The sequence below is a fragment of the Streptomyces sp. NPDC056480 genome, from assembly GCF_042795405.1.
In the GTDB taxonomy this organism is placed as follows: domain Bacteria; phylum Actinomycetota; class Actinomycetes; order Streptomycetales; family Streptomycetaceae; genus Streptomyces.
The window spans coordinates 1-18408 of record NZ_JBHTSA010000107.1; the positions used below are offsets into that span (position 1 = coordinate 1).

At 69.7% G+C, this 18408-nt stretch carries 18 protein-coding genes and 2 pseudogenes; 18 read left to right on the forward strand and 2 right to left on the reverse strand.

Annotated elements, in window-relative coordinates; all coding sequences use genetic code 11:
* Positions 1–160: 160 nt before the first annotated feature.
* Positions 161–2050 (forward strand): ABC transporter ATP-binding protein, encoded by a 1890-nt coding sequence (locus ACFQ79_RS32295; RefSeq protein ID WP_383590052.1) that lies wholly within the window; start codon positions 161–163, stop codon positions 2048–2050.
* A 207-nt stretch (positions 2051–2257) separates the two neighbouring features.
* Here ACFQ79_RS32295 and ACFQ79_RS32300 read toward each other — a convergent pair whose 3' ends face one another.
* Complete coding sequence (locus ACFQ79_RS32300) at positions 2258–2626, reverse strand: hypothetical protein (RefSeq protein WP_383590054.1); 369 nt, start codon at positions 2624–2626, stop codon at positions 2258–2260.
* Between the two features lie 9 nt (positions 2627–2635).
* Between ACFQ79_RS32300 and ACFQ79_RS32305 the strand changes: the two genes are divergently transcribed.
* The 3 genes and pseudogenes from ACFQ79_RS32305 to ACFQ79_RS32315 all read left to right on the forward strand — a co-directional run.
* The gene (locus ACFQ79_RS32305) at positions 2636–3277 is read left to right on the forward strand and encodes a hypothetical protein (RefSeq protein ID WP_383590056.1); all 642 of its coding nucleotides are present in this window, start codon (positions 2636–2638) and stop codon (positions 3275–3277) included.
* Between the two features lie 72 nt (positions 3278–3349).
* The gene (locus ACFQ79_RS32310) at positions 3350–3481 is read left to right on the forward strand and encodes a hypothetical protein (protein ID WP_383590058.1); all 132 of its coding nucleotides are present in this window, start codon (positions 3350–3352) and stop codon (positions 3479–3481) included.
* Positions 3482–3531: 50 nt separating this feature from the next.
* Positions 3532–4436, forward strand: a pseudogene (locus tag ACFQ79_RS32315) (IS3 family transposase); the annotation flags it as partial.
* Between the two features lie 37 nt (positions 4437–4473).
* Here the strand turns inward: ACFQ79_RS32315 and ACFQ79_RS32320 are convergent.
* Positions 4474–5693, reverse strand: a pseudogene (locus ACFQ79_RS32320) (IS30 family transposase).
* Between the two features lie 581 nt (positions 5694–6274).
* Between ACFQ79_RS32320 and ACFQ79_RS32325 the strand changes: the two are divergent.
* The 14 genes from ACFQ79_RS32325 (at position 6275) to ACFQ79_RS32390 (ending at position 18408) form a co-directional block, all read left to right on the forward strand.
* A complete protein-coding gene (locus tag ACFQ79_RS32325) occupies positions 6275–6826 on the forward strand; it encodes a hypothetical protein (RefSeq protein WP_383590059.1) in 552 nt (183 codons plus the stop codon).
* Positions 6826–9159, forward strand: coding sequence for a hypothetical protein (locus tag ACFQ79_RS32330; RefSeq protein ID WP_383590061.1), 2334 nt, complete (start codon positions 6826–6828; stop codon positions 9157–9159). The genes ACFQ79_RS32325 and ACFQ79_RS32330 overlap by 1 nt, the downstream gene beginning before the upstream one ends.
* Positions 9159–10106, forward strand: a complete 948-nt coding sequence (locus tag ACFQ79_RS32335) for a replication-relaxation family protein (RefSeq protein WP_383590063.1) — start codon at positions 9159–9161, stop codon at positions 10104–10106. The genes ACFQ79_RS32330 and ACFQ79_RS32335 overlap by 1 nt, the downstream gene beginning before the upstream one ends.
* A gap of 464 nt (positions 10107–10570) precedes the next feature.
* A complete protein-coding gene (locus tag ACFQ79_RS32340) occupies positions 10571–11008 on the forward strand; it encodes a secreted protein/lipoprotein (protein ID WP_383590065.1) in 438 nt (145 codons plus the stop codon).
* A gap of 497 nt (positions 11009–11505) precedes the next feature.
* A complete protein-coding gene (locus ACFQ79_RS32345; RefSeq protein ID WP_383590067.1) occupies positions 11506–11898 on the forward strand; it encodes an ATP/GTP-binding protein in 393 nt (130 codons plus the stop codon).
* Between the two features lie 154 nt (positions 11899–12052).
* Positions 12053–12646 carry an SAF domain-containing protein gene (locus ACFQ79_RS32350; protein ID WP_383590069.1) on the forward strand — a complete coding sequence of 198 codons (594 nt, stop codon included), beginning with the start codon at positions 12053–12055 and terminating at the stop codon, positions 12644–12646.
* Positions 12646–13488: a hypothetical protein gene (locus tag ACFQ79_RS32355; RefSeq protein ID WP_383590070.1), complete on the forward strand. Its 843-nt coding sequence runs from the start codon at positions 12646–12648 to the stop codon at positions 13486–13488. Before ACFQ79_RS32350 ends, ACFQ79_RS32355 begins: the two co-directional genes overlap by 1 nt.
* 172 nt (positions 13489–13660) lie before the next feature.
* Entirely contained in the window at positions 13661–14998 is a 1338-nt protein-coding gene (locus ACFQ79_RS32360; RefSeq protein WP_383590072.1) for a CpaF family protein, read from the forward strand.
* On the forward strand, positions 14998–15921 hold the full coding sequence (locus ACFQ79_RS32365; protein ID WP_383590074.1) for a type II secretion system F family protein: 924 nt from the start codon (positions 14998–15000) through the stop codon (positions 15919–15921). The genes ACFQ79_RS32360 and ACFQ79_RS32365 overlap by 1 nt, the downstream gene beginning before the upstream one ends.
* Complete coding sequence (locus ACFQ79_RS32370; RefSeq protein ID WP_383590076.1) at positions 15918–16799, forward strand: type II secretion system F family protein; 882 nt, start codon at positions 15918–15920, stop codon at positions 16797–16799. The genes ACFQ79_RS32365 and ACFQ79_RS32370 overlap by 4 nt, the downstream gene beginning before the upstream one ends.
* Positions 16800–16837: 38 nt before the next feature.
* Positions 16838–17077: a hypothetical protein gene (locus ACFQ79_RS32375; RefSeq protein ID WP_266974177.1), complete on the forward strand. Its 240-nt coding sequence runs from the start codon at positions 16838–16840 to the stop codon at positions 17075–17077.
* Positions 17078–17099: 22 nt separating this feature from the next.
* Positions 17100–17507, forward strand: a complete 408-nt coding sequence (locus ACFQ79_RS32380) for a TadE/TadG family type IV pilus assembly protein (protein ID WP_383590078.1) — start codon at positions 17100–17102, stop codon at positions 17505–17507.
* A 32-nt stretch (positions 17508–17539) separates the two neighbouring features.
* Complete coding sequence (locus ACFQ79_RS32385) at positions 17540–17968, forward strand: TadE/TadG family type IV pilus assembly protein (protein WP_383590080.1); 429 nt, start codon at positions 17540–17542, stop codon at positions 17966–17968.
* A complete protein-coding gene (locus tag ACFQ79_RS32390; protein ID WP_383590082.1) occupies positions 17965–18408 on the forward strand; it encodes a hypothetical protein in 444 nt (147 codons plus the stop codon). The genes ACFQ79_RS32385 and ACFQ79_RS32390 overlap by 4 nt, the downstream gene beginning before the upstream one ends.

Here is an 18408-nt window from a genome sequence, read left to right on the forward strand (position 1 = left end):
GGTCCGGGGAGACATGCCTCCGTCTCCCCGGACCACGGCTCCTCGATCGGGTGACTTTTGGAACGCGCAGTTGACACCCTGGTTGTCTGACCGGCCCCGATGCGCACATGCCCCTGACAATCGCGTTGCCCCTGGCACCGCCGCGCGCGTTCCTAGTCCCGTGAGTTCTCCTGCCACCATCGCGCCGGCCGCCGTCGGCCAGCCCCCCGTCATGCGCATGGCCTCCGACCGCTACCAGGATGCCAACACGGCCATGTCGACCTGGGCCATCGCCCGCCGCCTGCCCAAGACCCTGCGCGAAGCCATCCGGCTGGGCTGGGTCACCGACCCTCGCGCCGTCCTGACCCTGGCCGCCTGCCAGGCCTCCGCCGCCCTGCTCACCGCAGCCGCGCTCACCGCGACCGCCCGCGTCCTTGCCGGCCTGTTCACCGGCACCAACCTCCTCGCAGCGCTCCAGGAACGCGCCGCAGCCCTGGCTGTCCTGTGCGTCGCCCTCTGCGGCCGCTACGTCTTCGACGCCGCCACCCGGGCCGCCGCCGCCCGCCTGGCCCCGAAGGTCGTCCGGGAGGCCGACCTCCGCGTCATCGCCGCCTCCACCGCGGCCGAGCTCGCCGCATACGAGGACCCCGACTTCGAGAACGCCCGCCAGGCGGCCGCCGACGGCGCCGACAAGACCCGTGACCTGATCCTCGACGCCCAGCTCCTCACCTCCGCCGCCGCCCAGATCGTCGCCGCAGCCGCCGTCGTCGCCGTCCTGCACCCTGCCGTCCTCGGCCTGCTCCTGCTCGCCGCGGCCCCCTGCGCCTGGGGTGCCGTACGGGCCGCCCGGATCGAGCACGACGCGCACCACCGCAACCTCGGCGACTCCCGCCTGCGCAACGTCTTCCGCTCCTACACCACCGAGCACACCACCGCCGACGAAGTCCGCGCCGGCACCATGGCCGACTTCCTCACCAGCCAGTACCGGATCATCTCCAGCCGCCTGGAAGCAGAGCAGCTCACCGCCACCCGCAAGGCCCTCACCGTCCGCGGCATCGGCGACGCCCTCACCGCCGCTGCCACCGCCGCCGCGTGGGTCGCGCTCATCCTGCTCGTCTCCACCAGCCGCATCGAGCTCGCCGCCGCCGGCGCCGCCGCCCTGGCCCTGCGCACCGCCTCCGCCGCGCTCGGCACCACCGTGCGCGCCGGGGCCGGACTCTTCCGGACTTCGCTCGCCGTCGGCGACTGGCACCACTTCCTCGCCGTCGCCGGACCCTGGACGGCTCGCCGCGGCACCGCCAGGATCCCGGAGACCGGGCCCGAGGTGATCAGCGTCAACGACGCCGCCTTCACCTACCCCGGCACCGGCCGGCCCGCGCTCGCCGGCATCAGCCTCGACCTCAAGCGCGGCGACGTCGTCGCCCTCGTCGGCGAGAACGGCTCCGGCAAGACCACCCTGGCCAAGCTCCTGACCGGCCTGTACCTGCCCACCAGCGGCACCGTGCACTGGGACGGCATCAACCTGGCCGACGCCGACCCGGCCACCGTGCACCGCCACGTCGGGCTGGTACCGCAGGACTACACACGCTGGCCGCTCGACGCCCGCGCCAACATCCACCTCGGCCAGCCCCGGCCCGAAGGCGACCCCGCCATCCACGCCGCAGCCGAAGCATCCGGCGCCGACACAGTGATCGCCCAGCTCCCCGACGGCCTCGACACCTCCCTCGCCCGGTCCTGGTGGGGCGGCCACGACCTCTCCGGCGGCCAGTGGCAGCGCATCGCCATCGCCCGCGCCTTCCACCGCAACGCCCCCGTACTCGTCATGGACGAACCCACCGCTGCCCTCGACGCCCGCGCCGAGCACCGCATCTTCACGCGCCTCAAGAACCTGGCCGCCGGCCGGGCAACCCTCTTCATCACCCACCGCCTCGCCAATGCCCGCCTCGCCGACCGCATCGTCGTCCTCGAAGGCGGCCGCATCATCGAGAGCGGCACGTACAAGGAGCTCGTGGGACGCGGTGCCGCCTCGGAGTTCTACAAGCTGCTCCAGCTCCAGGAGAACGGAGACTGACCAGGGCATGCCCTGGAACCGGTGCGGGTTCCGGGGCACAGGGGCGCCCGCGCCACTATCACCCCTGATTGCGAGACCAGTCTCACTCGCAGGAAACGGCAGGCCGTTCTGTAGCCCACCTGGCCCGCTTCCCGGTGGACCGCGAGACAGGCTCAGGGGCGCAGCCCGTCGTGTAGCGAACAGCGGTCATTCCGGCCAAGTGGCGAGTTATTGGCGCTTGGCCACCGACTGATGTGATGCCTCTGGGAGGAACCTGTCCATGCCGACCGTCTCGACGCCGCAGAGTAGCTCAACTTCGAGCCGATCGACACGAGCCGGAAACTTGCTCGGAGCGTTGTGCTCAGCTGAACCGAGAGCCGCCGGATTCGTCTCTCCAGACTCCTCCTTGGCATCGGCACTGACCGCGACACCCCAGCCGGCTTCCGATCCGTCGACCTGTGCTTCATCACCGATGAGTTCGAGGTACCGCGGACCGTCCGGCAGCTTCCGTGGAACGTCCTGGCGGGCGGCATGCGAGTCAAGGAGCAGCGCGGCGAGCCTGAGATCGCGGACGACCTGTCCGGTCTGCTTGACCACATGCCGTTCATGGTCGAGATCGGCTGCGGCAGCTCGATCGAGGCCGGAGTTCCGCCGCTGCATTTCCTCCACGAGGTGTACCGGGTCACCGCGCGGAAGGACAACACGCTCACGCAGTCGCACCGGTTCACCATGCGGCCGCAGCACGACACCCTTGTCGAGGAGATGCTGACCAGCCCGCAGGCCAAGGCCGACCAGTTGACCTCGATGTTCAGGATGGCGTTCGAAGCCGAGCCGACCGACGCCCACCACATCCTGGAGGGGTTGGCCGATGCTGGGCACCTCGTGGGCCCGGTGATCCAGCACAACTTCGACCTGCTTGCCGCGCGTGCCGGGCTCCCGGAGTGCTTCGTGCGTCGCTACGACCAGAAGATCCCGCCCGTGCCGTTCGGCCCCCAGGCGAAGGCGATCTGCGTCATCGGGCTGCACGCCGACCGCCGCGCCGTTCAAACCCGCGCCCGCGAGCGCGGCATGAAGGTCTTCTTCGTCGACCCTGAAGGGCTGATGGAGAACGGCGAGTGGAAGTCGTACCCGATCGAGGGAGCCCGTGAGGGCGACGTCGTCGTCCGGGCCGGCGCGATCGAGGCGCTGACCCGCCTCAAAACCCTGATCGAGGATCGCGACCGGGAGGAGGTGGCGGTCAGGAACTGACCGCCACCCCAGGGGGCCGCGCACCAACCGGCGCGGCCCCCGCACCCCACTCACCCCAGGCAGGAGAACACCGTGGACTACGAGAAGAACCGCTCCCGGCTGCTGACGTCGAACCGGCCCATGCCCGACTTCCGCGTCGTCGGAGCTGATGGCCCTTGGCTGCACCTCGCGGATGGTGGCCACGTCTGGGGCCTTGACCCTTGATCCTGGACACACGAGACACTGGATCCTGAGGATCTGAGAACGGACATCTCGTGGTCATGAAGAACTATCCGCCGCAGTTCAAGGCGGACGCGGTCGCGCTGTACCAGTCGCGGCCCGGGGCGACGATCCGGCAGATCGCCGCCGATCTGGGGATCAATCCCGAGACCTTGCGCAACTGGGTCAGGGCGGCCGGCGCGAGCCGGCCGCGGGGGCGCCGGGCAGAGGTCACCGCCGAGCCGCCGGTACCTCTGGAGGCGGAGAACGCCGCTCTGCGCCGGAAGATCCGCGAGCTGGAGGAGGAACGCGAGATCCTGCGGAAGGCGGCGAAATATTTCGCCGGGGAGACGCGCTGGTGAACCGCTTCCAGTTCGTCGCCGACCACCAGCGCCGGCACGGCGTGAAGCGGCTCTGCACCATCCTGGGCATCGCCCGCTCCAGCTTCTACTACTGGCGATCGACCGCCGGGGGCCGGGCCGCACGCCAACAGGCCGACGCCCGGCTCGCGGCGCGGATACGGGCCGTGCACGAGGAATCGGACGGCACCTACGGAATCCCGAGGATCACCGCCGAACTCCGCCAGGACGGCGAGCACGTCAACCACAAGCGCATCGCCCGCATCATGCGCACGATCGGCCTGGCGGGTCTGCGGCTGCGTCGCAGACACCGCACGACCATCACGGACCCGACCGCCGCAAAGGCACCGGACCTCATCAGACGGGACTTCACCGCCGACAGGCTGCATAGCAAATACGTCGGCGACATCACCTATCTCCCGCTGGAAGGCGGGAGGTTCCTGTATCTGGCCACCGTCATCGACCTCGCCTCACGCCGCCTGGCCGGCTGGGCGATCGCCGAGCACATGCGAACCGAGCTCGTCACCGACGCCCTGGCCGCAGCGCGGCGGACCCGCGGAAGTCTCGACGGCGCGATCATGCACACCGACCACGGCTCGCAGGGCGGATTCCAGCGGTCGTCGCAACACGTGGTCAGTGTTAGGCGGCCGTGAGGAGTGTATGCAGGCGCTCGGCTGGGGTTTCCCAGCCGAGCGTTTTGCGTGGTCGGCCGTTGAGCTCGGCGGCGACTGTGTCCAGGTCCTCACGGGTGTGGACGGACAGGTCGGTGCCCTTCGGGAAGTACTGCCGCAGCAGGCCGTTCGTGTTCTCGTTGGAGCCACGCTGCCAGGGGCTGGCAGGGTCGCAGAAGTTGACCGGGACATCCGTGGCGATGGTGAACTCGTGGTGTCGGCCCATCTCGCTGCCCTGGTCCCAGACACCTCACGTTGCTATTGGGCCGGCAGAACCTTCACGGCCTCCACCAGCGCGTCGCGGACCAGTTCGGTGCCGCGTCCGTTGGGCAGGTGCAAGAGCATCACGTAGCGGGTGGAGCGCTCGACCAGTGTGCCGATGGCGGACCCGTTGTCCTTTCCGATGATCAAATCCCCTTCCCAATGGCCGGGGACGGCGCGGTCAGCGACCTCGGCCGGGCGCTCACTGATCATGACCATGGGGTGCCGGTAGCGGGGCTGGCGCTGCTGGGCCTGGCGGCGGGGCTTGCGACGGGCCCAGCCGGTGCGGAGGGCTTTGGCCAGTTCCCGGCGTAGTTCTCCCCGGCCCTGGACGTAGATGGCCTGGTAGATCGTCTCGTGGACCACGTGCATCTCCGGCCGGTCGGGGAAGTCCCTGTGCAGGTGCCGGACAATTTGTTCCGGGCTCCAGCGCCTGCCCAGACGCTCTTGTATGTACTCCCGCAGCTCCGGGTTCAGTGCGATCTTCGCGGGCTTTGGACGAGGCCGGCGGGACTCAGCGCGGGCTTCGGCAGCATGCGGTCGGTACTGGCCGTTGGTGGGGTGGCGGTTGCGGCGTATCTCACGGCTGATCGTGGACGGGCTGCGGTGCAGTTCCGCGGCGATCCTCCGCACCGGCACCTTCGCCCGCACCTGGTCAGCGATGTAGAGACGCTCCTCAACCGTCAGGTGCCGAGACTCAGAAATGACCCGCTCAGCCCGCACTCTGAGTGCGGGCTGAGCGGGTCTCTTTGCCGTTGCGTTGGTTCCGTTGCGCCAGCGCTTACCGGTACGGCGGTTGATGCCGACGATCCGGCAGGCTTCCCGGCCGCTGACTCCCTGATTCACAAGGCGGAAGTATTCCTCCCGCTCACGGTCCAGCCTCTTGCTTCCCTGCCCAATTCGGATCTTGCGGATCTCGAAGGCCATCGTGTCCCCAGAGGTCGGGTGTTGCGATGACCGATAGAACCCAAGCTCCCGGCTGGGGGGCACAGCACTTTGTGCAACGCATTCCGCGGTCACTCCGTCCATACAGTGGCCAGCCGCGGACGCTCAGCCGCGATCTGATGTACCGCCGCCGGGAGGAACCTGACCGTTCTCGACGAGGTTGAGCGTCAAGTTCCGAGTTCGTCGTGGCGGACGGTCACGTTCTCGGCGCTGCGAGTCCTTGCGAATGTGCACGGGCGACATAAGGCCGCCCCGGCCTGCGGGGAGTGCCCGATGGCAACAGACGAACAGCACCTTCTCGGGAGGCGAGATGCGGCGGTCGACGAATTGGTGAACTGGATTGGCTTGCTCGTGGCGGTCGTTTTCATCGTCGGCTGTTTTCCGGGCTGGTGGTGGAGTGATGGCCTGAGGAACCCTCGGTTTATGAGGGAGCCGGTGGCTGATGGTGCGGCCGAGTGCCGGGGCTGGCCCGAGGTGCTGCTTCTTTTCGTGACGTGCGGGGCGGTCCTGCTGCGTCGTGGCTGGTACGCGGCCACTGACCGAGTCCGCGGGGAATCCGGGGCGTGGGTATCGGCGCGGCCCGTTTCGATTCCCTTGTCGAAGGCGAACGGGTGATGGGCGAGGTGCTGATCTCCCCGATCAGGTCCTTGTCGGCCGTGACCGCCTCGGTGATCGAGAACGTCCAGGCGCATCTGTGGTGGCTGGGGCTGTCCATGCTGGTGGGGGTTGCCTTGTGGGGGGCGTGCGGGGCGTGGTGGCGTCGCCGGGTCCGTGCCGCTCTCGGATCCCGGACAGTGGTCGATCTGGTGCCGTCGCGTGGCTTTGATCCGTCGGTGGAGGAGATCGGGCGGCACGCGGCGCGTCTGGCGCGGGTGTCGGCGGCTGTCGGATGGCTGCCGCGCAGGGCGTCGGGGGTGAGGATGCGGCACGTGAGTATCGAGGGGAGGTTGGCGACCCGGCTGGAAGGCCCCACGCGGGCTGCGGGTCTGCTGCGCCTGTCGTCGTTCCCGAACGTGGATGTGCTGGAGGCGGACCGCGGCAGCGGTGAGGTGCGACCGGTCCGGTTCACGAACATCGCACCGCTCAGAGTGCCGGACGACGGGCAGGAAAGCTGATGAGCGCGGTGCTAATGGAAAAGAAGGCCGCCACAGCCCAGGCCCCCGGCCGCCCCACGAAGGGGGAGACGGATCCGGGCAGGCCTGGAATCTACGTGGCGCGGGCAGAGCTCGTGCTCGCCCGCGCAGACCATCGGCGGCTGACGGCGGCCATTCTCGATCCCGATCCTCTGCAGATGATGGCGGCCGCGTGCGCGCATGCCGACAGCGAGCGGGGCGAGCAGGCCGAACTGATCGTGGACCTGGTGCCGGTCTCCGGCCGCAAGGTGGCCCGGTGGCGCCGTCGGCTCATGCGACGCGCGGCGCGGCGCGGACCGTCGGCGTACGGGGAACAGGTCGGGCCAGGCTCGGGGGGCGATGGCCTTGCGGGATTGGTGTTCGGGCAGGCGCTGGCGGGGCTGAACGGCGGGCAGTCGCTCGGCGCTGGCCGTTCGCGGAGTAGGTCCGCGCCGCGGCCGCGGCAGACGGACCTGGCCGACGGGGTGGGGAAGTTCCTGCCCGGAGTGGACGGACAGGTTTTCGCGGTGCAGGTCCTCGTCCGGGTCAAGGCGCGGCATCCGGCGCGGGCGCAGACGCTGCTGCATCAGGTCATGGCGGTGATGGATGCCTGGAGTGGGGAGAACTGGTGGCGGCCGGTGGGGCCGCGTCGTACGGGGTGGCGGCCGTACAGCAACGTTTGGTGGCGGCGGTCCTCCTTCGACCGCAGATTTCGCACCGGCGAGTTCGCTCCGTCGAGGCGGCAGTGGGTGACGGTCAGGGAGATCGCCGCGTTGCTGAAGCCGGCCACGGTGCACTGCGAGGCGGTAAACGTGGTGCGTACCGGAGGGGTGGTGCCGCCGGCGTCGCCGCGGCTGCCCGAGTGGACCGGGCAACCGGGCGTGGTGCCGCTGGGGCGTGTCCTGGGTGCGGACGGCCGGGCGCGCCTGGCTGCGGTGCCGCAGAGGGATGTGTTGTTCGGTGCGTCGTTCGGGAAGTCCGGGTTCGGCAAGAGCGAGCTGGCCCTGCTGCAGGCGATCACTCTGGCGTATGGGGGGCTGGGTGTGTGGTTCCTCGACCCTCATGGTGCTGCCGTGAAGCGGGCGATGCCGTATCTGGCCCATCCGGCGCTGCGCGAGAGGGTGTGGGTGATCGACCTGAGCGTCAAGGACCCCACGGCGCGGGTCGGGGCATGGAATCCGCTGTCGATGGAGCATCGCACCGCGGCACAGGTCCAGGACGTGATCGGCGCGGTGGTGGGCGGCCTGGCCTCGGCGCAGGGCTGGGGCGACGGTGCGCCGCGCGCCAGGGCGATCCTGTCTCACGCCGTGCAGGTCCTGGCGCACCTGGCGCTGGAGATGTGCCGCAGGAGGCGTCCGGATCTGCAGCCCACCATATTCTCGATCACCCGGCTGCTCACCGATGAGGAGTGGCGCGAGGGCGTCCTGGAACATCTCCCGGTCAAACTGCGCCGCTTCTGGAGCACCACTTTCCCCAAGTACGAGGGCAGCGCGGTCCCGGTGGTCACCCAGACCCTGGAGCAGCTGGAGACGTCGGATTCGCTGCGGGCGTTCCTAGGTCAGCCGCGGTCGACATACGACATGCGGCACGCCATGGACACTTCGAAGATCCTGCTGCTGCGCTGCTCCGGGACGGGTTCATCCGACCAGGTCATCACCTCATTGCTGCTCTTCGACCTGTTCCTGGCCGGCTGCTCGCGTGAGGGCGTCGACCCGGACCTGCTGGAGACGATGTTCGCGTTCTGCGATGAGCTGACCGCCATCGACGGGGCGTCGCGCGGCTATGTCGCCGCGATCCTGGAGCAGCTGCGCAAGTACGAGCTGAGGCTGATGGGGATGACCCAGATGGTGATGCGTCTGAGTGCTGAAACGCGGATGGCACTCATGCAGAACCAGTCGCTGCTGTCCGCGTCGGCAGCCGACAGCGACGAGGCCGCGTTCGTCACCAAGCGCATGGAGCCGGTCTCTCCCCAGACCTTGCTGTCCTTGCCGAAGTGGAACTACGTGATGTCCACGATGCTCCACGGCGAGCGCACAACCCCGTTCCGTGTCGCTGGCGTGGCCCTGCACCAGGTCCTCGCCGACTACCACCACCCCGAGCTCCTGCCCGATCTGGAGCGTGCCGTGGACGACAACCTGCGGCGCCGGACAGTCGGCGAGATTTTGCGTGACCTAGAAGGCGACGACACCGGCAGCCGGCCCGGCCTGGACGACCGGATCCTCGCCGAGCTCATCACCACCCGGCCCGCCCCGAAGACGTGTCCGGAGCGACCCACGGAAGCAACCATGCCCACATCCGGAGTCCGGCCTGCGGCCAGCGGAAGCGAGATCGGCTGATGACCACCGCCCCCTCCCCCGCTGCCACCAGCCTGCCCCGCCTCGGGCAGCGGCTGCTGCCCATCCTCTACCAACACCGCTTGGTCGCCACCGGCCAGCTTCACCGGATGCTGACCCCACACACTCAACGCCCCGTCTACCTGCGACGCATCCTGAACCAGATGCGCGACCAGGGGCTGGCGGACTGCACCGCTCGCCGAGCCGGGAAGAAGGGCGGTCCTGAAGCACTGTGGTTCGTCACACCGCGCGGCGCAGACATCGTCGAGGCCAGCCGGGAAGTCACCCCACGGGCCTACCGCATCAATCCCGAGACCGCAGCCTCCCAGCTCCAGGAACACACTCTGGCCGTCGTCGAGACCGGGCTCGCGTTCAGCACCTGGGCCCAGGCTCTCGGCGACGAGTGCGGGCCGCTGGACTGGGATCCAGAGCTCGTCCACCGCGTCCGCGACGGCGAGAACCGACTCAGAGACGACGCCCTGCTCATCCCCGACGCCGTCCTGCGCTACACCCGCACCACACCCACCGGGCGCCGGATCCTCACCTACTTCCTCGAGATCGACCGGACCACCATGCAGGTCGGACGCCTCGGCCGGAAACTCACCTCCTACGCCCGCTACGCCACCTACGTGCCCGCTCCCCCACCCGGTCGCCGCATCACCACCGCCGCGGGACCAGGCCGCGAGGCCTGGCGCGACCGCTACCCGGCCGTACCCCGCCTCCTGGTCGTCCTCACCGGAGCCAGTGAGACGGTCCTGAGAAACCGTACCGAGGACCTGCGCGCCCTGGCCGCCGCCGACGCCCGCGTCCGGCGAACCCCCCAACTCGCCGTCGGCATCACCACCCTCGACCAGCTGACAGCCCAGGGCCCGTTCGCTCCGATCGTCACCCCCCTCCTCGGCGAACAGACCCCCGGCGATGTCCTCCTCGCCACCTCGTCAGCGTCATGAGGCAGCCCAGTGCAGTTACTGTCCGCCGAGCGTGCCGGAGTCTTTCCACCATCGCCTCCTCAGCCGTAATGACCTGACACAGTCCTATCCATTCTCGGCCCGATTTGGCTGATTGCATCGCATCGCTGGGTCGCAAAAGCCTTTATGCCCGGTGTGGTTGGTGTGATCTTGCCTAGTGTGAGTCTTCGCATCTTCAACGTGATCCTGCGGCACTCCGTGAACTCCTCAGGATCGACAGGCGCAGGTGGCAGCGGGTGACCGCATATGCATCGGGAGACATCGTGATGGCCCATACGCACATGCGACGTTTTCGCTCGCGAATGACGTCGTTCCAACCGGCGGGAGCATTCCTCCTCGCTGGCTCATTCCTCCTTGCCGCGTGCAGCAGTGGCCCAGAGACGCCGGAGGCGAAGCCTCCCACGCACTCCGCACCCAAGGCGACACCGTCCAAGACGGAGACCCCGGTGACCCCGGCGGACCCGGTGGAGACAGCGAAGAAGGAAGCGATCGCCACCTACCTTTCGCACTGGAAGGAAGTGGAGAAGCGCTACGCCGACAAGGCAGGCAAGGCAGGCGACCTCAAGAAGTACGCGGCCTCAGCCGCTCTTTCCCAGGTCGAGACGGGCGCAGCAGACATGCGGAAGAAGAACGCGATCGTTCTGGGAACGGTCGCCGTGGGCAACCCGACCGCCACGAGCGCGGATATCAACCGCAAGATCCCCCACGTCATTCTCTCCAGCTGCCTGGATATCTCCCGGTGGACAGTCACTGACCTCGACACGCAGAAGCCGGCCGCCTTGCCTAGGAACAGGCTCCTTCGCTACGTGATCAAGGCAACCATCGAGAAGTGGCCCGAGGGATGGCGCGTCATCCGCGATGAGCCGCAAGGCCAGAAGTGCTGACCCCTCGGAGTGCAGCAGTCGCAGGCGTGCTCGTGCTCGTCGCCTCAGCGTTCTCCGCTGCCCCTGCTTACGCAGACGACCCCGGTGGAGCGGGCGGTACGAAATGCGGCCCCTTCTTCTGCGAGGTGGAAGTCGACGTGCCTGGCTCCGGCGGCAACGGGGGCGGGTCACCGGCCCCAGGCGGGAGCTCGGGGGGAGGCGGGGGAGAGAGCGGCGAGCCGCCAACCACCCAGCGTGTATGCACGTACACGAAGCTCAACCCGCAGCCGCCCGCTGGGAGTCTGGACTGGGAGGGGCACGCACCCGGGGACGGCGCAGTGCACGAAGAGCGTTGCACCTTCAACCATGGCCCCAGCCCCACGACTTTCGTCCGAAACGTCTGGTCTGCCGCTCCCCCTGGACCGGCCGCTGTCGACCCAGCCGTCCTGGCCCGGCAGGCCGTGGACCAGATGGTGTTGCGCGGCCCGGAGATCGGGATCACACCGAGGCCGGCTGGCATGGGCTTGGTCGGGATGCCGGTCTATCTGTGGACGGAGCGGGGCCCGGAGACGTATGGGCCGAACGTCGCCTCCGCGTCCGCGGGTGGGATCACGGTGACCGCGACGGCGAAGGTGGCGCGGATCGTGTGGCAGATGGGCGATGGGAAGACCGTCACCTGCACCACCCCTGGCACCCCCTACAAGCCGGCCTACGGCACGAAGTCGTCGCCGGACTGCGGTCACCGTTACGCCAAGCCGTCGACGGCCGGCGCCGGGACGTATCACGTGGTCGCGACGTCGACCTGGACGATCGACTGGCAGGCCACGACCGGGCAGTCCGGGCAGATGTCCCAGACCCGGCAGAGTGCCGTGGACATCCGGGTCGGCGAGCTCCAGGCCGTCGGCAGCTGAAGCACCCCGTCGGTTCCAACGAAGAAAGCGAAGGCGAGAGATCGTGAGCAAGACGGCGGTTCCGGCCGGCACGGGCCAGGTCCCCGCGCAGCCGACGCACTCCCAGATCCCAAGTGCGGCAGTCGGGTTCAAGGCGCGAAGGCGACGTCCCGGCATGTATGCGCTAGCGATCGCGCTGATTGCGGCTGGCGGAGGCGGCGGGTTCCTCGCCTTCCAGGCGACAGGGGAACGCACCCCCGTCCTGGCCGTGGCCAAGGGCGTCGAGGCCGGAGACGTCATCAAGGACTCCGACCTGATCGAGGCCCAGGTCCAGCTCGACCCGGCGCTGAAGCCGGTCCTGGCCGCCGAGCGGGAGAAGGTAGTCGGCAAGCGGGCCTCGGTCGCCCTGACACCGGGCGCACTGCTGACGCAGGGCCAGGTCACCACCCGCACTCTGGTCAAGCCGGGTGAACGGCTGGTCGGCATTGGGCTGAAGACGTCACAGATGCCCGCGAGCCGTCTCTCGCCCGGTGACAAGATCCTTGTCGTCTCCACCCCCGCCGACGGCCAGATCACCGGAGAGAAGGCCGACGAGGACGCCGCCCCGCAGCAGATCGCCGCCCGGGTCGTACGAGTGGGAGAGCGGCAGCAGACAACGGGCGAGCAGGTCATCGACGTCGCGGTGCCCTCACAGTTCGGGCCCGCTCTCGCGGCGCAGGCCGCGACCGGGAACGTCGCGCTCGTCGTCGACGGACCGGGAGAGTCCTGATGGCCGTGATCACCCTGGTCGGACTCCCGGGCGCTCCGGGAGCGACGAGTACGGCGCTCGCGCTGCTGCGGACCTGGCCGCTGGAAGCCGGCCGGCGACTGGTCCTTGCGGAGTGCGACCCGGACGGTGGTGCCGTGTTACCCGGGGCGCTCCAGAGCGCTGTGGTCGCCGACCGTGGCCTGCGGAATCTGACGGAGTCCTCCCGTACGCAGGACCTCGTCACCGCGTTCTGGCCGCAGCTGATCGCCCTGGAGAACGACGAGAAGCGCTCGGAGCGCAACCGGCTGCTGCTGCCCGGCCTGACCGCGATGCACCAGGCCTCCAGCCTCGCCCCCGTATGGGGACAGCTCGCCGACCTGTTCACCGGGATCGAGACCCACGCCCACGACGTCCTGGTCGACCTCGGCCGCTCCGGCGCGTTCGGCCCCGCCGGCGTCCTCGCCCTGCGCGCAGACACCGTCTTGGTGGTAATGCGCGGAACGCTGCGCAGCATGCACGCCGCCCGCTCCCGGATCCAGGCCCTGCGCACCCTGATGGACGGTGACTCCGGCCAGGGAGCCGGCGCGCTCGGCATCCTCCTCATCCGCCAGGGCCCCTACGGCCCCCGCGAGGTCCAGGTCGAGCTCGGCGTGCGGGTTGTCGCGGCGCTGCCGTACCGGCCGGAGGAGGCGGCTGTGCTGTCCGACGGCGCGTCCGAGGGCCGTGGGTTCATGACGTCGAAGCTGATGAGTGCCGCGCGTGATGCGTCGACCCCGATTCGACAGCAGGTCGCCTCCAGGCGGGCGCGGGTCGCCTCCCCTTTGCAGCAGCGGCTGATGAAGGCGGTGACGGATGCGCGCTGACCCGATGTACCCCGCGGCCGTCCCTCCGCCTGCTGTTCCGTCTCAGGCTCCGGCTCACGTTCCTGATCCGGGTGTAGTCGCGCATCCGGGGCTGCCGGGTGCCGCCTACGACCCGCGTCGTGGTGGGCAGGCCGCCGCACCGGCGATAGTCAACGGTGCCTCCGTGCCCCAGGTGCGGGTCGACGCGCGCGCGGCTGGTGAGATCAAGCGGAAGGTCAACGACCTGCTCCTGGCTGAGGCGAAGCTGAACCGCGGCCTGGTCGGCGCCGTGCGTGAGCAGCGGGCCCGCGCTCTGATCAACGAGCGGGTCGCGGTCTGGGGCGACGCTGCCCGTACCTCTCGTGCGGTCACGGCCGGTGAGGAGGAGCAGCTTGCCGCGCTCGTGTTCGACATGCTCTTTCGCTCCGGTCGTCTCCAGCGCCACCTCGACGACCAGCGGGTGGAGGATATCTGGATCAATGGCTGTGACCGTGTGTTCCTCAAGTACAGCGGCGACAGTGAGCCCGTCGCGGCCGAACCCGTCGCCGAGTCTGAGGAAGAACTTCAGGAGCTGGTCCGTGATCTGATCCGCGCCAGCGGTCAGTCCGGCCGTACGTTTTCCACCGCGTCCCCTGACGCCGCGATCCGCCTGTCCGACGGCTCCCGGCTCCAGGCGCTGCACCCGGAAATCACCGGTGAGCGGACGTTCGTCACGATCCGCCGCCACCGTCTGCAGAACGCCACCCTGGACGACCTCGTCACCGCCGGCGCCATGGACACCACCGTCGCCGGTCTGCTGCGCGCCTGTGTGAGGGCGCGGCGCAACGTGATCGTGGTGGGCGAGCAGTCGTCGGGGAAGACGACCCTGATGCGGGCATTGTTGCGGGAGATCCCGCAGCACGAGCGGTTCGGCACGGTGGAGACCGAGTTCGAGCTGTGGGCCCATCAGAACGGCTACCACACCCAGGTCGTGCCGATGGAGGCCCGTGAGTCCAATGGCGAGCGGGTCGATGGCCGCGCGGTCGGCGAGATCACCCTCCTCGATCTGATGTATCGGGCCAAGCGCATGTCCCTCAAGCGTGTCGTCGTCGGCGAGGTCCGGGGGCCGGAGATCACCGCGATGATGCAGGCCCTGACCAGTGACCGGCCCGGGTCCATGTGCACGATGCACGCCTCCGAGCCGCATGTCGTCTTTGACCGCATTGCCGAGCTGTACCTCCTGGCCCGCGGCAACTTCTCCGAGCAGCTCGCCTACCGGCAGATCGCGAACGGCCTGCATTTCGTCGTCTTCATGTCCGTCGACGAGTCCGGCCCGGCGCCCAGGAGGCTCGTCAGCCACGTATGGGAGATCACCGGCATCGGCGAGAACGGCCGCCCCGCCTACAACGAGATCTTCCGCCCCGCCTCCGAGGACGATCTGCGTGCCGCCCCGGCTGCCCCGCTCTCGCCGCGTTCGCGCCGGCGTCTGGAGCTGGCCGGGTTCTCCACCCATGTCCTGGATCAGGCTGCGGCCTGGAACAGGGGGCTGTGATGGGCGCGTTGTGGTGGGCCCTGTGCGGGGCGATGCTCGCCGGCGGCCTGGTGGCCGCGGTCGTCGCCACGATCGGCACGACTGCCCCCAAGGGTCAGGGCCGTACGGCCCGGTGGCGGGCCGAGTGGTCGGGCGGCCCCGACGGACAGCAGCGTGCCGCCCGCCGCCGTCTCCTGATCGTCGCCGCTGTGGCCACGACGGCTGTGGTGTGGCTGGCCTCGGGTGTGTTCGTCGCCGCGCTCATTCTCGGCGGCTCCGTGATCGGGGTGCCCTGGCTGCTTGCCTCCGCGACCTCCGCCAAGGGCCGGATCGCCAAACTGGAGGCGCTCGCCGACTGGACCCAGCGCCTCTCCGAGATCCTCCGCCTCGGCTTCGCCCTGGAGCAGGCCCTGATCACCAGCCGGAAGAACCCGCCCCCGGCGATCGAGGACGAGGTCGGCGAGCTCGCCGACAAACTGAAAGCCGGCTGGCTCCCCGTCGACGCGCTGCGCGACTTCGCAGGCCTGCTCGACGACGTCACCGGCGACAAGGCCTGCGCCGCCCTGATGCTGTGCGCCGTCGACCCTGGCCCCGGCCTCGCCCAGGTCCTCGAGGACGTCGCCGCCCAAGTCCGCGAGGAAGTCGCCGCACGCCGCCGCATCGAGGCCGACCGCGCCAAGTCCCGCACCGCGATGCGCACCATGACCCTCATCTGCATGGCTCTGGTCCTCATCGGCTTCCTCATCCCCTACACCGCCCCGTACGCGACCCTGCTGGGCCAGCTCGTCCTCGCCCTGCTCGGTGCCGCGTTCTCCGCGGTCCTGTGGTGGACCCGCAAGCTCGCCACCCATCAGCCGGTACCTCGCTTCCTCATCAACGACCCCCGCAGCCAGGTCAAGCAGCCCGGCCCCGCCGAACCCACTGCGGAGGTGTCGGCCGCATGAGCCAGACCGCCCTGATCGTCTGCGGCGCCGCCACCGGCGCGGGCATCGCCCTCCTGGTACGCGAACTCGTTCCCTCCGCGCCCCGCCTCGGGCCCGCGCTACGCCGCCTTGATCCGCCCGCGGTCCGCCCCGGCGACCAGCCGAGCCGTGCGAACGCCGTCGGCGCTGCGTGGGCCGGACGCCTCGCCGAGCGCATGCCCGGCCGGATCCCGCGCGCCGACCTCGACCTGCTCCACCAGAGTCCGGAGCAGTTCGTCACCAACAAGCTCGCCCTCGGGCTCCTCGGCCTGCTCGTCCCGCTCGTCCCGGCGGTCGGCTGGGCCCTGATGGGCCTGCCCGTCCCCCTCTTCATCCCTGCCGTCGCCGGCCTGCTGCTCGCCGCGGTCCTGTGGTTCGTGCCCGACTGGGCCGTCGCGACCGAAGCCACCAAGGCCCGCACAGAGTTCGCGCACGCCGCAGCCGCCTGGATGGACCTGGTCGCCACCCGCATGGCATCCAACGTCGCCGCCGACCAGGCACTGGAAGACGCCGCCCGCATCGGACAGGGCTGGGCATTCACCCGCATCCAGGAAGCCCTCCTGCGCGCCCGTACGGAGAAGTCCTCCCCGTGGCAGGCCCTGGCCGACCTCGGCACCCAGCTTCGCTTGCCCGTCCTCAACGACGTCGCCGACATCATGCGCCTGTCCTCCGACGACGGCGCTTCCGTCTACGACACCCTGCGCAACCGCGCCAAGAGCCTGACCAACGAACTGCTCACCGCCGAGGCCGCCCGTGCAGGCGCCGACAGCGAGAAACTCCACACCCCCGCCGCCCTCCTCGCCGTGATCGTCATGATCGCTATGGCGTTCCCGGCGGTCCTCAACATCTTCTCCATCTGACCCGCATAGCCCGCATCACTCGAAGGGGAGCCCACCTCATGAAGACCAGCCCGCTGCTCCGCGCCCAGGCCGCCGTGACCGCCTGCGCCTGGGCGATCCGTACACGCCTCGAAGAAGTCCAGCAGGAGGCGAAGGACCGTGGGGACCGCGGGGACAGCCCGATCTCCACCGTGGTCATCATCGTCGCGGCCGTCGCTGGCGCCCTCATCATCGCCGGCGGTCTCGCCGCCGCCTACGGGCGGGCCAACGGCAAGCTCAGCGGCATCCTCGGCGGCTGACCTCCAGGAACTCAAACTCCTCATGTTCACCGCCCTCGAACCTGCCGAACGGGACAGGGGATCGTCACCGATCCAGGTGGCGATCCTCTTCCCGGTCGTGATCCTGCTGATCTTCGCGATCGTGCAGGCCTTCCTCGCCGCCTACGCCCACAACGTCGCCGCGACCGCCGCACGCGAAGGCGTCTCCGCCGGCCGCATGTACGGAGCAGGCCCGGGAGACGGGGCGGCCAAGGCACGCGCCGCGGTGAACACGCTCGGCGGAGACCTCCTCGTCGACGCCCACGTCTCCACCGCGGGCAGCGCCACCGACCGCATCCGGATAACCGTCCAGGGCCGCGCGATCTCCCTCCTCCCCGGCATGGGCGGCTGGCCGGTCACCGCCTCCGCCTCAGGCCCCGTCGAGCGATGGACCACCGCAGGAGGCCGATGATGCGCAGCCCACTCCACCGCCTTCGTCGATCCGTGCGACACAGCGCGGACCGGGGCGACGCTGCAATTGAGGCGGTCATCGTCGTGCCCCTCCTGATCGCGATCGCCCTGGTCGTCATGGCAGGGGCCCGTCTCTCCCTCGCCGGGCAGAAGACCGACGCCGCCGCCCAGGCCGCCGCCCGCGCCGCATCCCTCGAACGCACCCCCGCAGCCGGACAATCGGCAGCCCGCCGCGCGGCCGCCGACGCCCTCGGCGAGCGGAACCAGTCCTGCACCTCCACCCGTGTCACGGCCAACACCAGTGGCCTGGGCGCCCAGCTGGGCCAGGTCTCCACCGTCACTGTGACCGTCTCGTGCACCGTCCCCCTGGGCGACCTGCTTCTGTTCGGCGGCGGGCCAGGGATACGGACCACGACCTCTTCATTCACCTCGATCGTTGACGCTTTTAGGGAACGTGGATGAGCCTCAAGCACCCCGCCAGGCGCTGGAACTTCGGCGAGGACCGAGGCGCGGTATCCCCCTTCGCCGCCATCATCACCGTCCCTCTGCTCTTCCTCGGCGGCTTCCTCGCTGTCGACGCCTTCGGCGTCACCCGCGCCCATGAACGCACCGACGGCATTGCCACCGAAGCCGCGCGAGCCGCCGCCCAGGCCATCGATCCCGCCCTCGCCGTCACCGGCGAGGGCGTCGTCGCCGACCCCGAGGCCGCCGCCTCCGCCGCCCGCGCCTACCTCAACCAGGCCGGCGCCCGCGGCACGGTCACCGTCTCCGGTGACGGCCGCCGCATCACTATCCGCGCGACCGGCACCTACCGCGGCGTGTTCGTCCCCCACACCTGGACCGTCCACGCCAGCAGCTCCGCGACCCTGCTGCACGGCACGACCCAACCTGTGAAGGACTGA

Bases quoted from the DNA above. Each gene is read 5' to 3' on its own strand.
- ACFQ79_RS32390 (WP_383590082.1), top strand. From the start codon at position 17,965: ATGAGCCTCAAGCACCCCGCCAGGCGCTGGAACTTCGGCGAGGACCGA.
- ACFQ79_RS32375 (WP_266974177.1), top strand. From the start codon at position 16,838: ATGAAGACCAGCCCGCTGCTCCGCGCCCAGGCCGCCGTGACCGCCTGC.
- ACFQ79_RS32370 (WP_383590076.1), top strand. From the start codon at position 15,918: ATGAGCCAGACCGCCCTGATCGTCTGCGGCGCCGCCACCGGCGCGGGC.
- ACFQ79_RS32330 (WP_383590061.1), top strand. From the start codon at position 6,826: ATGAGCGCGGTGCTAATGGAAAAGAAGGCCGCCACAGCCCAGGCCCCC.
- ACFQ79_RS32355 (WP_383590070.1), top strand. From the start codon at position 12,646: ATGGCCGTGATCACCCTGGTCGGACTCCCGGGCGCTCCGGGAGCGACG.
- ACFQ79_RS32380 (WP_383590078.1), top strand. From the start codon at position 17,100: ATGTTCACCGCCCTCGAACCTGCCGAACGGGACAGGGGATCGTCACCG.
- ACFQ79_RS32345 (WP_383590067.1), top strand. From the start codon at position 11,506: ATGGGCTTGGTCGGGATGCCGGTCTATCTGTGGACGGAGCGGGGCCCG.
- ACFQ79_RS32350 (WP_383590069.1), top strand. From the start codon at position 12,053: ATGTATGCGCTAGCGATCGCGCTGATTGCGGCTGGCGGAGGCGGCGGG.
- ACFQ79_RS32365 (WP_383590074.1), top strand. From the start codon at position 14,998: ATGGGCGCGTTGTGGTGGGCCCTGTGCGGGGCGATGCTCGCCGGCGGC.
- ACFQ79_RS32305 (WP_383590056.1), top strand. From the start codon at position 2,636: ATGGTCGAGATCGGCTGCGGCAGCTCGATCGAGGCCGGAGTTCCGCCG.
- ACFQ79_RS32335 (WP_383590063.1), top strand. From the start codon at position 9,159: ATGACCACCGCCCCCTCCCCCGCTGCCACCAGCCTGCCCCGCCTCGGG.